A 14,904-nucleotide genomic window follows, 5' to 3' on the forward strand; every position below is an offset into this window, starting at 1 on the left:
GATCGGCCGTATCCCGGTCGACTCGATCTACTCGCCGGTGCTCAAGGTCACCTACAAGGTGGAGGCCACTCGCGTCGAACAGCGCACCGACTTCGATCGGCTCGTTCTCGACGTGGAAACGAAGAACTCCATCACCGCACGGGACGCGCTCGCTTCGGCGGGCAAGACCCTGGTTGAGCTCTTCGGCCTGGCCCGTGAGCTGAACGTCGAAGCAGAAGGAATCGAGATCGGACCCTCGCCTGCCGAGGCCGATCACATCGCTTCCTTCGGACTCCCCATCGAGGATCTGGACCTCACGGTCCGCTCCTACAACTGCCTCAAGCGCGAAGGTGTTCACACCGTCGGTGAGCTTGTCGGCCGTACCGAGTCCGATCTGCTCGACATCCGCAACTTCGGACAGAAGTCCATCGACGAGGTCAAGGTCAAGCTGCATTCGCTCGGCCTGTCCCTCAAGGACAGCCCCGCATCCTTCGATCCCACCACCGTTGCCGGCTACGACGCCGCCACCGGAACGTGGAGTGACACTGATGCCGGTTCCTTCGGCGATGCCGAAGGTACCGAGGACTACGCCGAGACCGAACAGCTGTAGCAGCTCAGGTCCTTTACTAGGAGATCATCATGCCCAAGCCCAAGAAGGGTGCCCGCTTCGGCGGGTCGGCTTCCCACCAGAAGGCGATTTTCGCCAATCTGGCTACCGCGCTCTTCGAGCACGGTCGCATCACCACCACCGAGTCCAAGGCCAAGGCATTGCGCCCCTACGCCGAGAAGCTCGTCACGCACGCAAAGGCCGGCACGCTGGCTCACCGTCGTGAGGTGCTGAAGGTCATCCGCAACAAGGATGTCGTTCACACCCTGTTCGCCGAGATCGGCCCGTTCTACGCGGACCGTAACGGTGGATACACCCGCATCATCAAGACGATCCCCCGCAAGGGTGATAACGCTCCGATGGCAATCATCGAGCTCGTCAAGGAAAAGACCGTCACCTCCGAGGCTGACCGCGCTCGTCGCGTCAAGTCCTCGCAGGAAGCTCCCGCCGCAGAGAACGTCGTCGAGGCCGTAGAGGCCGACGCGACCGAGGCTGAGGTCGAGAACGCTGACGCAGTCGTCGAGGCCATCGAGAACGAGACCGCAACTGCGGCCGACGCTCCCGAGGCCGAAGAGGCCAAGAAGGACTAGTCTCCCTTGGTTTCGGCACACGCTGAATCGAACGAGCCCGCCGCCCCCATCGGGGACGGCGGGCTCGTTCGATTGCGGCTCGACATCTCCTACGACGGCACCGACTTCTCGGGTTGGGCCCGCCAGACCGATCTGCGCACCGTGTGCGGTGAGATCGAAGACAAGTTGGGAACGGTGCTTCGACGCCCGGTTCAGTTGACCGTTGCCGGTCGAACCGACGCCGGTGTCCACGCCACCGGTCAGGTAGCGCACGTCGACGTTCCGGGAGAGTTGCTCCCGGACGATCCGTCTCGACTCGTGCGCAGACTTGCACGATTTCTGCCCAAGGACGTTCGGGTCAAACAGATATCGGTGGTTCCGGGTGACTTCGATGCGCGCTTCTCCGCGATGCGACGTTATTACGAGTACCGGGTGACCAACGCGGCGTTCGGAGTGGAACCACTACGCGCACGCGACACCGTCTCGTATCCCAAACCACTCGATCTCGGAGCGATGCAGGAAGCGTCGAATCGGCTGCTGGGTCTGCACAACTTCGCGGCATTCTGCAAGCGTCGAGAAGGCGCCACGACGGTGCGGGAGCTGCAGCGTTTCGACTGGACCCAAGTGGGCACGGTGTTCACGGCGTACGTGAATGCCGATGCGTTCTGCTGGTCGATGGTTCGCAGTCTCGTCGGCGCAGTCCTCTCCGTCGGTGAGGGACGGCGCACCGCCGACTGGGTGGCAGGTTTGCTCGACGAAACGTCGCGATCCAGTTCCATCCTCGTTGCTCCGGCGCACGGACTTTCGTTGGTCCGCGTGGACTACCCCGACTACTCGGAACTGGCTGCCCGCAACGCGATTACCCGTGAGACCCGCGAGATTCCGTCTTCGGGTGGATGCTGCGGCGACTGAACATCACCATGCAAAATGCCCTCCCACTCTGTGTGGGAGGGCATTCGTATCGGGGGGGCTATCCCGCCAGTTGGCGCGCGATGACCAATCGCTGAATCTGGTTGGTGCCCTCGAAGATCTGCGTGATCTTGGCCTCGCGCATGTAGCGCTCGACGGGGAAGTCCTGGGTGTATCCGTACCCGCCGAATACCTGAACGGCGTCGGTGGTGACCTTCATTGCCGCGTCGGTGGCCACGAGCTTGGCGACGCTCGCGTTGCGTGAATACGGAACTCCGGCGTCGCGGCGGCGGGCTGCATCGAGGTAGGTGGCTCGCGCGGAGTCGACTGCGGCAGCCATGTCCGCGAGCACGAAACCGAGTCCCTGGTGATCGATGATCCGCTTGCCGAATGCCTTGCGCTCCTTCGCGTAAGCGACCGCGTCGTCGAGCGCGCCTTGAGCGATTCCGACGGCAACGGCGGCGATTCCGAGTCGGCCGGAGTCGAGAGCGCTAAAGGCGATCGGCAGCCCCTGGCCGCGCTGACCGATCAATCGCTCCTCAGGAATGAAGGCGTCGTCGTAGTTCGCGGAGGCAGTGGGGACCGCGCGTAGCCCCATCTTCTCTTCGGGTTTTCCGAAGCTGAGGCCTTCGGTGTCCTTGTCCACCAGGAGGCAGGAGACGCCGCGTGAACCGTCGTCACTGGTGCGTGCGAAGAGGTTGTAGAAATCCGCCCTGCCGCCGTTGGTGATCCAGGCTTTCGAACCGTTGACGCGGTAGCCACCGTCGGTGGGCGTCGCCTTGCACGACAACGCGGCGGCGTCGGATCCGGCCTGCGCTTCGGAAAGGCTGTACGCGCCGATGGTGTTGCCGCCCAGCATGTCCGGTAGCCAGCGGTTCTTCTGTTCGTCGGTGCCGAAGGTGAACAGCGGGAAGCACGACAGGCTGTGCACGCTCACCGCCACTGCAACCGCTGCCCAGCGTGAGGCGATCTCTTCGAGCACTTGGAGGTACACCTCGTACGGCTGATCGCCGCCGCCGAACTCCTCGGGATACGGAAGGCTCAGCAGACCCGCCTGTCCGAGTGCGGGGAACACTCCGTCTGGATACTTCTCGGCCTTCTCGTATTCGTTGACCTTGGGCGCGAGTACCTTGTCCGCGACATCACGCGTCAGTTCGATGAGATCGCGAGCTTCTTGGCTGGGCATCAGGCGTTCGACGGGCACGGTCGGCTCCTAGCTAGGTAATAGTACTGAGAACGATACTGCAGTACTGTTGTAGGTATGGCAAGGCTGGTTCACAAGACGACTGCGCGCAGGGCAGAGTTGTTCGATCAACTGGTCGAACTGTTCTTGAGCGAAGGTTTCGCCCACCTCACGCTCGACGAGATCTCAGCTCGTCTGCACTGCTCCAAGAGCACCTTGTACACCGTGGCGGCCGGCAAAGAGGATCTGGTGCGGGCTGTGACAGTGCACTTCTTCCGGGCGGCGACCGATGCAGTGGAGAGTGCAGTCGCCGCCGAAACGGCCCCGACTCGTCGAGTCGCGGTGTATCTCGAAGCAGTGGGTGATCGGCTGTCCGCGGCGTCCAGTCAGTTCATGGAAGACCTGGCCGAATCGGTGTCGGCGAGCCAGGTCTACGAGAAGAACACGTCGATCGCTGCTGATCGAGTGCGATCGCTCATCGTCGAGGGAGTCGATTCGGGCGCATTCCGGCAGGTACACGCATCATTTGTCGCCGATGCCGCTGCGGCGACGATGGTTCGGATCCAGCAACGCGCGGTCTACCGGGCAACTGGTCTGGACGATGCCAGCGCTTATCGGGAACTGGCAGCACTCATCACGGACGGGATCACTGCGTGATCAGTCGCTAGCATCGACGTTCATGGCACCTTTGAACGTCGAAGTCATCGTAGGTTCGGTCCGCGAGGGGCGAATGGGACGAGCAGTGGCGGACTGGTTTGTCGAGCGCGCAACCGCGAACCCGTCGTGGAACGTATCGGTGATCGACCTCAGAGAGCTGTCGTTGCCGCAGGATTTCTCGGATTCACCTGCCACGGAGGTTTTCCGCCGGCGAATCGGGCGCGCCGACGCTGTTGTCGCCGTGACCTCCGAATACAACCACGGGTATCCGGCTGCTCTCAAGACCGCATTCGATTCGGTGAAACACGAGTGGCGTGCCAAGCCGATCGGATTCGTGTCCTACGGCGGGATTTCAGGTGGTGTTCGGGCCGTCGAGCAACTGAGGCAAGTGGTGGCGGAGTTGCACATGGTCTCGGTGCGTCAAAGCGTGACCATCCACCGGGTGCGTAAGCAATTCGGACACGAGCCGTACGGCGTCGATTCGATTGCGATCGATGCAAGCGAGAAGATGATTCGTGAATTGGATTGGTGGGGAAGCGGATTGCGGATGCAACGTGCAAGTGATCCCTATCCCGGCTGATCTTGGATCTACGCGATCACGCCATCTGGTGAGCGTCGCCGGCTCGTGGACGGCCGATGAACGATGTCTCGGAAGCGATGGTCACCAGAGTCAGGTCGACGCGCGTACGGCCGGTTTCGACCGTGATCTTGTCTCCGAGTGCGAATGGCTGGACTATCGAGATTTCAGGGTCGATCCGAGGCCATTGGCGTGGATGTCCGTACACATAGATCGCGGTCACGCCGGCACGCGGAGACAACCCCTCGACGCCGTCGAACACGACAGTGTTGAAGGCGCCCTCAGGCCCACCGCCCTGCCCGGACACGCGGAGTCGGTCAGGCACTCCCATCGAGTCGGTGAGCGCGGTCCACGCTTGCGGTCGATCGGTGTGGACGAGTACCAGTGCGCCGGTCGCGATGGCTCGAAAGATCAACTGCTGAGCCAGATAGAGTTCGCCGGCGACAAGAACGGTGTTGACGCCCGGCCCCGAAATTCTGGCCGCGACACCGTGCCCGTTTCGGTCCGAGCCGATGAGTTGGCCGCACCCGGCAAGGGGTAGAGCGAGTGAGTCGAGTGTGCCCCCGTCCATGCGAACGCCCGGCGTGATGCCGTCCAGCGCGGCCAATGCGGTTGGCAAATTGGTCAGCAATCCGTCGCGCTGGCGCCCACGTAGCGAGACCAAACCGGCCAGCGGTGCGTTCTCAGGTGGATTGCGCGTGGTGAAGCGACATGTCGCACTGACCTTCGCCTCTCCGCGTTGTCCGGTGGGTCGTAACCGAATTGTCACGGACGTCCCGACCGTTGCCACTGCCCACACTCGGGTCAGGGTCGCAGTGGTGATGAAACGGGGTTCGATCCCAAATCCGACGTTGGACACGCCAGGCAAGGGGGTACTTCGCCACGTTTCGGTGACCTCGTGGCCGGCCACTCCTCTTGTCACCTGGGCAGTGGACGACGCGATCTCCGGTGCGGTCAGGATCCGCGCCTTGCACCCCGCTGAATCGAGCACCCGGATGACACGATTGGCGGCAACAGCTATCGCGCGGCCGGCGCCCTGTTCGCCCCCGCCCCGGCGTTCGACTGCTGCACCACCCTCCAGCGCGTCGAAACGTAGTGCAAGCCAAACACTTCTGGTGGCGGTGGCTGGTAGTGGTCCGATGAGACGTTCGTAGACTTCGGTGGCAGGCGTTCCCGACGCGGCGCGGTATCCGTGACTGACGATGTCGATGCCGGTGAGTGAGATGTCGTGCTGATAGAGACAATTGGCGAGGGCTGCCGTGGGCAGAAGGTGGGAAGCGTCGAACGAATGACGGCCGATCCTGGTCAGGTAGTCGCGTGGGGGAGCGATCTCGACCACAGCGACGAGCGAAGATCCGTCCACTCGGAGCCCGATGGACTGCTCGGAGGGAGTGTGAAAACTGACGATCGTGCTGCGGTCGACGTCCTTGCGGTGCAGATAGCGAAAGTACCTGACAATCCAGGACATTACCGACCAACCGCCCACATGAAGCAGCATTGATCCGGCAACCACACAACCGATTGCCAGCCCCCAGAACCAATCGAGCCCACTGGCCATCGCGATTCCGCCCGCACCGATTCCGAAAATCTGTGCCGGCACGAACTCGCGCGTCGAAATCCTGTGTGACGACGGCCAATGCTTCAACCGCGATCGGTCCACGGTTCCTCCCCGATACCTGACCTGCGAACTACCCGAAAATTTCCGCCCCAGCGGAACTGTACTGTGTCTTCGCAAGGGGATGTAAGGCACGGGGGGAATGATGGCTGCGACACCTACCACGCGCTGGCAGGTCAACGGGTACCGATTCTTGGTCAGGCGGATGGAACATGCGCTGGTCAGACGAGACGTGCGGATGCTTCACGATCCGATGCGATCACAGTCGCGCGCGTTCACCGTCGGAATAGTCCTCGCTGCACTGGGATTGGCGGGTTGCGCTGTACTCGCTCTGTTTCGGCCACAGGACAGAATCGGCGATGCAGAGATCGTCGTTGCAAAGGAATCGGGCGCGATGTTCGTCGCCATGGAGGGTACGTTTCGCCCTGTGCTGAACTTGGCCTCCGCACGACTGATTCTGGGTTCGCCAGGAAAACCTGCAGTAGTCAAGGCATCCGAGGTCGAGGCGAAACCCCGGGGCGCGCTCGTCGGCATTCCCGGCGCACCGTCCGCGCTGCCGGAATCGGCCGACCCTACCAACGCCGCGTGGACGGTGTGCGATTCCGTCGGATCGGACGGGAGAAAATCGTTGACGACTTCGGTCCTGGTCGGCTCGTCCAATGTCGGCGAAAACTCGACATATCTGACGAATGACCGTGCATTCCTGGTGAAGTCGGGTTCCGATCACTTTCTCGTGTACGACGGGAAGCGAGCGGAAATCGATGTGGACGATCCGGCGATCATGCGGGCTTTGGGCCTGGAAGGAGCACAGGCGCGACCGATCAGTATCGGATTCCTCAATTCGATTCCCGAAGTTCCGCGCATCGAGGCTCCGCGAATCCGCCAACTGGGATCGGCGCCCCGGTTTCCTCTGCAGAACAAGACTGTCGGCTCCGTCGTCCAGGTTTCGGTGGGTGCGGACCCGCAGTACTACGTGGTACTCGAGAACGGGATCCAGAAGATCGGTGCGGCGGTCGCCCAACTGATCTACTTCTCGGATTCGCAGGGCGCCACCGGGATCGCGAGCGTCACCCCTGATGCCATCAGTCGTATTCCCTCGGTGAGTGAGCTGGCCGTCGACTTGTTGCCGCGGGTGGTTCCGGAGATCGTCGATGATCACGGCGCACCTGTCGGCTGTCTGGAATGGGCTCCCTCACCTGCAGTCGAGGGCGCCGAAAGTAGTTCTGCAACGCTGAAACTTGTCGCTGGATTGCGGGTTCCGATCCCGGAGGGTGGCAAGTTGGTGTCCTTGGCGCAGGCGGACGGATCGGGTGACAATCTCGACAACGTCCATGTCGAACAGGGATTCGGCGGATTTGTTCAAGCGACCGGAATCGAGACGAACAGCACCAGGCACGACGGAGTGTTCTACGTAGCCGATACCGGTGTGAAGTACGGTGTACCGGACGAAATCTCCGCTCGCGCGCTCGGATTGACGCGAACGCCTGATCGCGCGCCTTGGCAGATGCTCGACCTACTTGCATCAGGTCCCGCGCTCGAGAAGAGCAATGCACTGATAGCTCACGACGGAATCGCCCCCGATACAGCGCCGGCCGCTCCGGTGAACTGAACACTGCTGACGGTTCAGGGATCGATGTTCTGGCGTTCGGGAAGATGCCGACGAATTACTCGACGAAGAGGCATCGATGCCAACAGCGTCAGTAGGGCGAGGGTGCCGACCGTTCCGGCTCCGACGAGTGCCGTGTCGCGAGATCGGTTGTCGGGGGTCGGCGGCGTGGGTAGGGGATCGATCGACACCGACTGATGGTTGACCTTGACGCGTTCTCCTGGGGCCAATTCGCCCGTCACTGCCGCAAGTGGATCGATGACGCCGTGACCGACGTAGGGATTCCAACCCTGCGCCGGAGCGTGGGCGGTGGCTTCGATACGTTGCGTGACCTGAAGCGCCGTCAGTTCCGGGTGAACCGACCGGACCAGTGCGGCGGTTGCCGCGACAAAGGGCGCAGCGAAACTGGTCCCGTTGAACGACTGTACGGCGCCGTCGGAGCCGTACACCCCGTTGGTCAGACCGGGCGACGTCGGGTGAAGTGAGGTGATTCCGGTGCCGGGCGCCGCCACGTCGACCCACGGACCGCCGAGGCTGAAGGAACTGGCGGCGCCATTGGGGTCTACCGACCCGACCGTGAGGACATAGTCGTCGTACCAAGCCGGACTGGCAATCGTCGTAACCGAGTTCCATGGATCGGCTAAGGGGTCGACGGGATCCGGCGGCGGATTCTGGTTCTTGCAACCTCCGGATCCGACGTTACCTGCAGCTGCGACGACTACGACGTTCTTCGCGATCGTGGCGTATTCGATTGCAGCGCCGAGTCGTTGGTCGTTGATCCCGTCCCCGGCAGGCTTGCAGGCGACTTCGGAGATGTTGATGACGCTTGCACCCATGTCCGCAGCGTGACGGACGGCCGATGCCATGGTGTCGACGTTTCCGTACCCGGATGAGTTCTCGGCTACAGCAGGGTCTTCGCGTTGGCCGGCCACCGAGAAGGCGGCACTGGACTGCCTGATCGAAATTATCTGTGCGTCAGGCGCAGCTCCGGAGAATCCGGAACCCTCGACTTGCTGGGCGGCGATGAGACCGGCCACGACAGTTCCGTGTGCGTCACAATCGTCGGTGCCGTCGGAGGTACCGACGTAATCACCGCCGCCGTCGAGCGATGGCAGCCGGGGATGTCTGCTGACACCGGTGTCGATGACAGCAATTCGCTGTCCTGCCCCTCTGGTGATCGGCCACACAGAATCGAATCCCAGATCTCGTTGAGAACGTGGAATGTCCGCACCGTCACCACCTGCCACGGCTGGGACGCACAGGGTTCGTTGTTCGGTGGGTTGTGGAGGTGCAGGCGGACCGTCCTCGGGCAGCATTGCAGGATCGATGGGGGAGGGAACCGCGCTCGATGCGCCACCTGCCCCGGCGAGAACGCTGAAGGCAACGATCACGAGACTGGCGCAGATGTTTGTTGCACGTCGAATCACCATCGATCACCGATCGCTCAGAGGCCACGCATGAGCGCGAAGAGGCCACTGACCCAGCAGATCAGCGGAACGATTGCTGCAATCGCAGCGAGGTCCAACAGCTCGGCAGCGCGTCGCATCACGGGGCTGAATGTGTTCTGGGGGGCAAGGATTCCCAGAACCAGTGCCAGGAGGAGAACGGTCATCGTGATGGCGAAGACGACCAATGCATGGTCGCGATGGGTCCATGCCATGTCGCCCAGGAGAACGAGAATCACCGAGATGCCTGCCGCGACGAGTGGCACAGCCTGCTGTGCGCCCGCGTAGGTGCGCCCGCGAAACATCAGCACGACGGCCGTCGCGAATGCGAGAGCAAGATTCGGCCAGACGATCCCCTGACCAGGCCAGGACCACGCGAGTGCGACGGCAGCGACGAGCGCGACCACTGACGTGGCCACGATCAGCCCGGTCAGATAGCTACGCGCCCGCCCTGCCCTTTCCGCCAACTCGGTCAGCCCGGGTAGTTCGGGTTCGGGCAGTCCGTCGCGGTCGTCGTCGAGGGGATTACTCGGCGTCGGAACAGGGGGAAGCGGTAGTCGCGCGAACAACATCGACAGTCGAGCGGTGAACGTGAGAACGATCAATGCGGCGGCAATCACCGCGCCGCTGACGGTCGCGGTGCGCGCCTCGGGAAGCGTGGTAGTGACGGCAAAGGTGCCCACCGCCGCGAGAAGGACGACGAGAAGTGCTGTGAAGACAGCTAATCCGGCGCCGCACAAGCGGAAGCAGATCAGAGTTACCGCAGCGGCAGATGCCGAACCGAGAAGCAGATGAGCCGAAAGAACAGTGCCGGGCACGCAGAGTGCGCCGGAGACGAACGCCAGTGGCACCGAAGCGCATCCGAGCGTGACGGAACTTCCAGAGTCTCCGTACACCCGCGCTGCCACGACGGCGGCGACGGTGAGCACCAAAGACGTCACTCCGCCGCAGACGGCGCCGATCAGTCCCGTGTCGCCGAGGACCAGGGCGAGGGCCGCGACGAGCGCAGCGACGAGGGCGGCGGTCGAGCCGACAATGCGCGCGGTGACCGGAGTCCAGCGTCGGTAGACGTCCGCATCCGTGGCCGCGACGGTGTACATGATGTCGTCGAAGAGTGGGGGCGGGGCAGCGGTGTCCGAGGCCTCGAGTACGAGCAATTCTCCATCGCGGATTCCGTGCTCGTGCAGCGACAGCGTCGGTGCCAGCGGTGCCCTGCCGACTTTCGACAGAGTCCAGTCGACGGGCTCGAATTGTTCGGTGGTGTGGTCGAACTCGTTGAAATTGCTGTGGTTGACAATTGTGTCCACAATGCCCGGAATGACCACGGTGAGTGGAACACGAAGCGGCACCGCAAGATCCACCTGCGAATGGGCTGAAAGTACCGTCAACCTGCACAGTTCGGCAGAATGACTCGCACCTCGTCCGTTTCCGGTGTTCGCAGCGCTGGTTGTAGTGGTGCTGGTCAAGATCTGTCCCCTCCCATGACGCGATTCCCCCTTCGCGTCACCCCAGTTCACCCGAACAATACGACATGAACTGCGCGCCCGTATCGGACACAGCGCCGACAACAGGTGGCACCGACCCGAGTGTCGGTGTTGTGATCTACTCTCTTGCAATTGCGCGAGTACGCCTTGGGGGGCCGGCGGTAGTCGGACGAGGCGCCTGGCGGCAACAGCTGCAGCACCGATGGGGGTGGGTGAATTGAGCACTGTCAGATTTGCGCGTCGAGCACGCCGTGAATCGCCGCGCACACCGGGCGGCGAGGTGACGCTTCAGGCCCCACCGGAGATACCTCGCGTCACGCCGGGAAACCTACTGACCAAACTACTTCCGGTGATCATGGTGGTTGCCATGATCGGCATGGTGGCGCTGATGTTCTCTTCCGGCATGGCGCGCAATCCGATGTCCCTGCTGTTTCCGGTCATGATGATGGTGTCGATGCTCGGAATGCTCGCCGGGGGCGGTCGTAGCGGTGGAGCAAGAGCGTCCGAGGCGAACGAGGACCGCAAGGACTACCTCCGGTACCTGGATCAGATGCGTAGTGATGTTGCTGCGACGACTGGTGCGCAGCGTGCTGCTCTCGAGTGGAGCAATCCCGAGCCGTCGCTGCTCTGGACACTGGCCGGGACTGTGCGGATGTGGGAGCGTCAGATCACCGACTCGGACTACTGCCACGTTCGGGTAGGTCTGGGTACACAGCGATTGGCCACCAGACTCGTGTCTCCGGAGACCGGGCCGGTCGAGGATCTCGAACCCGTCGCTGCTGTCTCACTTCGGCGATTCGTCCGTGCACATTCGGTTGTGCAGGACCTGCCGACCGCCGTCTCGCTTCGCGGATTTGCTGCGATGTCCATCGAGGGGCAGAGAGATTCCGCTCGTGCGCTTGTCCGCTCGATGTTGATGCAACTGTGCACATTCCACGGTCCGGACACGCTCCAAGTTGCGGTGGTGTGCGGTCCCGATACCGAATCCGAGTGGGAGTGGGTCAAGTGGCTCCCACACGTGCAACACCCGCAGTCTCAGGACGGCACCGGCACTGCACGCATGGTGTTCGGTTCGTATCTCGAATTCGAAAGTTCCCTCGGGGAACCGCTTTCGATGCGTGCTCGATTCGCTCGCAACACTCCAGCCAGTGCGGGCGTTCCGCATCTCGTGCTGGTCGTGGACGGTGGCTTACTCGAAGGTGACACCGGCCTGTTGTCCGAATCCGGGCTCGACTCGGTGACCGTCCTCGACCTGTGCGGGTTCTGCCCGCGGCTGGTGGCGACGCGTGGCTTGCGACTGGTCGTCAGTAGCGATCAGATCGGCGCGGTGAGCAGCGCAGGAGTTGAGAACTTTGCGAGGCCTGACGCTGCGACGACGAGCCTGGCGCAGGCGTTCGGCCGTCGCATCGCACCGTTCCGTGCGGCATCGCAGAATGCCGTCGACGCAGCTGACGACGACCGATCCCTTCGGACGTGGAGCCAGATGTTGGGGATAGGAAACGTTGCGAGGTTCAATCCTGAGCATGGCTGGCTTCCACGTCAGGGGCGCGACCGACTCCGTGTGCCGATCGGTGTCGGACAAGACGGAAACCCCGTCGAACTGGATCTGAAGGAGTCGGCCGAGAACGGTATGGGTCCGCACGGGCTGTGTATCGGAGCCACCGGTTCTGGCAAGTCGGAGTTCCTGCGAACCTTGGTGCTCGGCCTGATCGCGACCCACTCTCCCGACGCACTGAACCTCGTCCTGATCGACTTCAAAGGTGGTGCAACCTTTCTCGGCCTCGAGGAGGCGCCGCACGTTGCTGCGATCATCACCAACCTTGCCGAGGAATTGGCGATGGTCGATCGTATGAAGGACGCGCTCGCCGGCGAAATGAATCGTCGACAAGAACTGTTGCGTGCGGCAGGAAACTTCGCAAACGTGTCCGATTACGAGAAGGCGAGGCTGGCCGGCGCTGCACTAGATCCCTTGCCGGCACTTTTCGTGGTTGTCGACGAGTTTTCCGAACTGCTCAGTCAGCAGCCGGAATTTGCCGAATTGTTCGTGGCCATCGGGCGATTGGGCAGGTCACTTCACATTCACCTGCTGCTGGCCAGTCAGCGACTCGACGAAGGAAAGCTTCGGGGTCTCGACAGCCATCTTTCGTATCGCGTCGGGTTGAAAACGTTCTCGGCGAACGAGTCTCGTTCCGTCCTCGGCGTTCCCGATGCTTATCACCTTCCGGGTACACCCGGTGCGGGATACCTGAAGTCCGATTCTGCTGAGATCGTTCGCTTCCAAGGTGCGTACGTGTCAGGCCCGTACGAGGGCGAGCGGATCGTGCCCACTCGATTCTCGGTCGATTCCCCCGTCGAACTGGCGCCGCTGCCGTTTACCGCGAAGCCCGTGATCGGACCAGAGGCCGTTGTCGTTCCCGTCGAGCCCGACGTCGTCGACATGGGTGAAATCGGTGACGATGCACGTACTCTCATGGGAGTCCTCGTAGACCGCATGCGCGGTCACGGTCCACGTGCGCATGAAGTGTGGCTCCCGCCGCTCGAGTCATCTCCGACGCTTGACCAGTTGTTGCCGCGGTGGGCGACCGGTGATCAACCTCGCGGAAATCTGAGCGCACCCTTCGGCATAGTCGACAGGCCGTTCGATCAGCGCCGCGATCTACTCGTCGCCGATCTCAACGGATCGACTGGCAACCTCGCGATTGTCGGCGGCCCGCAGTCGGGAAAGTCGACGGCGTTGCGCACGTTGATCTTGTCTCTGAGCATGACGCACACGCCGGAACAGATTCAGTTCTACTGCCTCGACTTCGGCGGTGGAACGCTCCTCGGATTGAAAGATCTGCCGCACGTCGGATCGGTGGCAAACCGCTTGGATTCCGACCGCGTCCGGCGCACAGTTGCCGAGGTACTCGGTGTGGTCGCCAAACGGGAGCGACTGTTTCGTGACCTCGGCATCGAATCGATGGCCGATTTCCGTAGATTGCGAACAGTTGATCCCGCCGGGGAAGGTGAGTCTGCGGGACTCCGAGAGGACCCGTACGGTGACGTCTTCCTCGTCGTCGACGGTTGGCCAAGCGTTCGTTCGGATTTCGAATCACTCGAGCCCCAGATCAACATGCTCGCCGGTCAAGGTTTGTCCTTCGGTGTACACGTGATCGTCACGACGTCGAGGTGGGCCGAGATCCGGCCGGCACTCAAGGATCAACTGGGTACTCGCATCGAACTTCGTTTGGGTGATGCGGGAGATTCGGATGCGGGTCGCCGGAAAGCCGGCCTGGTGCCGGAAGGTCGACCGGGTCGTGGCATCACTCGCGACGGACTCCACCTTCTCACCGGACTACCTCGAATCGACGGCCTACCGGGTAGTGAGAACTCGAGTACGGCTGTGGTGGCGACGGTCGAACGTATTGCAGCCATGTCGAATTCGCGTCCGGCACCCACCGTGCGGATGCTCCCGGATTCCTACTCGCGGGCAGAACTTCTCGAAGCTGTCGGGACCCGGTGGCCCTCACCGAGTGCGGCCGACGGTCGGTGCCTCACCGTGCCGATCGGGCTCGGTGAGACCGACCTCGCCCCGGTGTACATGGACTTCCGGGAACACCCGCACCTGTTGATATTCGGCGACACCGCGTGTGGGAAGACATCTCTCTTGCGTGGAATAGCCGAAGGGATCATCGCGTCGAACACACCGGCCCAGGCCAAGGTGATCATCGGTGACTATCGGCATTCCCTGCTGGGCGTGGTCGAAGGGAATCACCTCGGCGGGTACTCGGCGTCGTCGACGACCTTCGGTGAATTGATGGTCGACTTGGCTCGGATCGTCGCTGCCAGAATGCCGAACGCCGAAACAACGCAGCAGCAATTGCGGGAACGGTCGTGGTGGAGTGGGCCGGAGATTTACGTACTGATCGACGACTACGACCTTGTGGCCACACCGAGTGGAAATCCGGTGGCGCCGTTGCTCGAATACATTCCGCACTCGAAGGACATCGGTTTGCACCTGGTTATTGCCCGCCGTTCCGGTGGTGCGGCCAGAGCACTGTACGAGCCGGTCATTGCGAGAATTCGCGACATGGCGCCGGCCGGATTGATCATGAGCGGAAGCCGTGACGAGGGAAATCTCGTCGGCACTGTCCGCGCGTCGGCGATGCCGGAAGGCCGTGGGGTTTACGTTTCCCGCTCGCAAACCCAACTTGTCCAAGTTCCGTGGATGCCACCGCTGTGACCGCTCCGTCCGCAGTGTCGGTCTCGTTACATTGGGGTGCATCGAATATCT

At 62.4% G+C, this 14,904-nt stretch carries 11 protein-coding genes; 7 read left to right on the plus strand and 4 right to left on the minus strand.

What is annotated here, in order from left to right:
- The 3 genes from ACYP01_RS06115 to truA form a co-directional block, all read left to right on the plus strand.
- Positions 1-589: DNA-directed RNA polymerase subunit alpha C-terminal domain-containing protein (locus tag ACYP01_RS06115; protein ID WP_459678949.1), on the plus strand; the 589-nt coding region annotated here is incomplete at its 5' end.
- Positions 590-618: 29 nt separating this feature from the next.
- Complete coding sequence (rplQ, locus tag ACYP01_RS06120) at positions 619-1,176, plus strand: 50S ribosomal protein L17 (RefSeq protein WP_003940748.1); 558 nt, start codon at positions 619-621, stop codon at positions 1,174-1,176.
- 6 nt (positions 1,177-1,182) lie between these two features.
- On the plus strand, positions 1,183-2,067 hold the full coding sequence (gene truA, locus ACYP01_RS06125; protein ID WP_003940839.1) for a tRNA pseudouridine(38-40) synthase TruA: 885 nt from the start codon (positions 1,183-1,185) through the stop codon (positions 2,065-2,067).
- A gap of 58 nt (positions 2,068-2,125) precedes the next feature.
- Here truA and ACYP01_RS06130 read toward each other — a convergent pair whose 3' ends face one another.
- The gene (locus ACYP01_RS06130; RefSeq protein ID WP_003940762.1) at positions 2,126-3,268 is read right to left on the minus strand and encodes an acyl-CoA dehydrogenase family protein; all 1,143 of its coding nucleotides are present in this window, start codon (positions 3,266-3,268) and stop codon (positions 2,126-2,128) included.
- Positions 3,269-3,325: 57 nt separating this feature from the next.
- On the opposite strand from ACYP01_RS06130, the gene ACYP01_RS06135 reads away from it, so the two are divergent.
- Together ACYP01_RS06135 and ACYP01_RS06140 are read left to right on the plus strand one after the other, a co-directional pair.
- Positions 3,326-3,904 carry a TetR/AcrR family transcriptional regulator gene (locus ACYP01_RS06135; RefSeq protein ID WP_003940885.1) on the plus strand — a complete coding sequence of 193 codons (579 nt, stop codon included), beginning with the start codon at positions 3,326-3,328 and terminating at the stop codon, positions 3,902-3,904.
- Positions 3,905-3,926: 22 nt separating this feature from the next.
- Complete coding sequence (locus ACYP01_RS06140; RefSeq protein ID WP_003940967.1) at positions 3,927-4,484, plus strand: NADPH-dependent FMN reductase; 558 nt, start codon at positions 3,927-3,929, stop codon at positions 4,482-4,484.
- A 16-nt stretch (positions 4,485-4,500) separates the two neighbouring features.
- Here the strand turns inward: ACYP01_RS06140 and eccE are convergent, their stop codons facing one another.
- Entirely contained in the window at positions 4,501-6,141 is a 1,641-nt protein-coding gene (gene eccE, locus ACYP01_RS06145) for a type VII secretion protein EccE (RefSeq protein WP_003940702.1), read from the minus strand.
- 97 nt (positions 6,142-6,238) lie between these two features.
- Here eccE and eccB point away from each other — a divergent pair, with 97 nt between their 5' ends.
- Positions 6,239-7,705 carry a type VII secretion protein EccB gene (eccB, locus tag ACYP01_RS06150; RefSeq protein WP_003940833.1) on the plus strand — a complete coding sequence of 489 codons (1,467 nt, stop codon included), beginning with the start codon at positions 6,239-6,241 and terminating at the stop codon, positions 7,703-7,705.
- A gap of 14 nt (positions 7,706-7,719) precedes the next feature.
- Here eccB and mycP read toward each other — a convergent pair whose 3' ends face one another.
- Together mycP and eccD are read right to left on the minus strand one after the other, a co-directional pair.
- Positions 7,720-9,132, minus strand: coding sequence for a type VII secretion-associated serine protease mycosin (gene mycP, locus ACYP01_RS06155; RefSeq protein WP_050793971.1), 1,413 nt, complete (start codon positions 9,130-9,132; stop codon positions 7,720-7,722).
- A 14-nt stretch (positions 9,133-9,146) separates the two neighbouring features.
- Positions 9,147-10,613 (minus strand): type VII secretion integral membrane protein EccD, encoded by a 1,467-nt coding sequence (gene eccD, locus ACYP01_RS06160; protein ID WP_373938105.1) that lies wholly within the window; start codon positions 10,611-10,613, stop codon positions 9,147-9,149.
- Between the two features lie 235 nt (positions 10,614-10,848).
- Here eccD and eccCa point away from each other — a divergent pair, with 235 nt between their 5' ends.
- Positions 10,849-14,853, plus strand: a complete 4,005-nt coding sequence (eccCa, locus tag ACYP01_RS06165; protein WP_459678954.1) for a type VII secretion protein EccCa — start codon at positions 10,849-10,851, stop codon at positions 14,851-14,853.
- Positions 14,854-14,904: the final 51 nt, after the last annotated feature.

The sequence above is a fragment of the Rhodococcus sp. no. 34 genome (genome assembly GCF_054589475.1).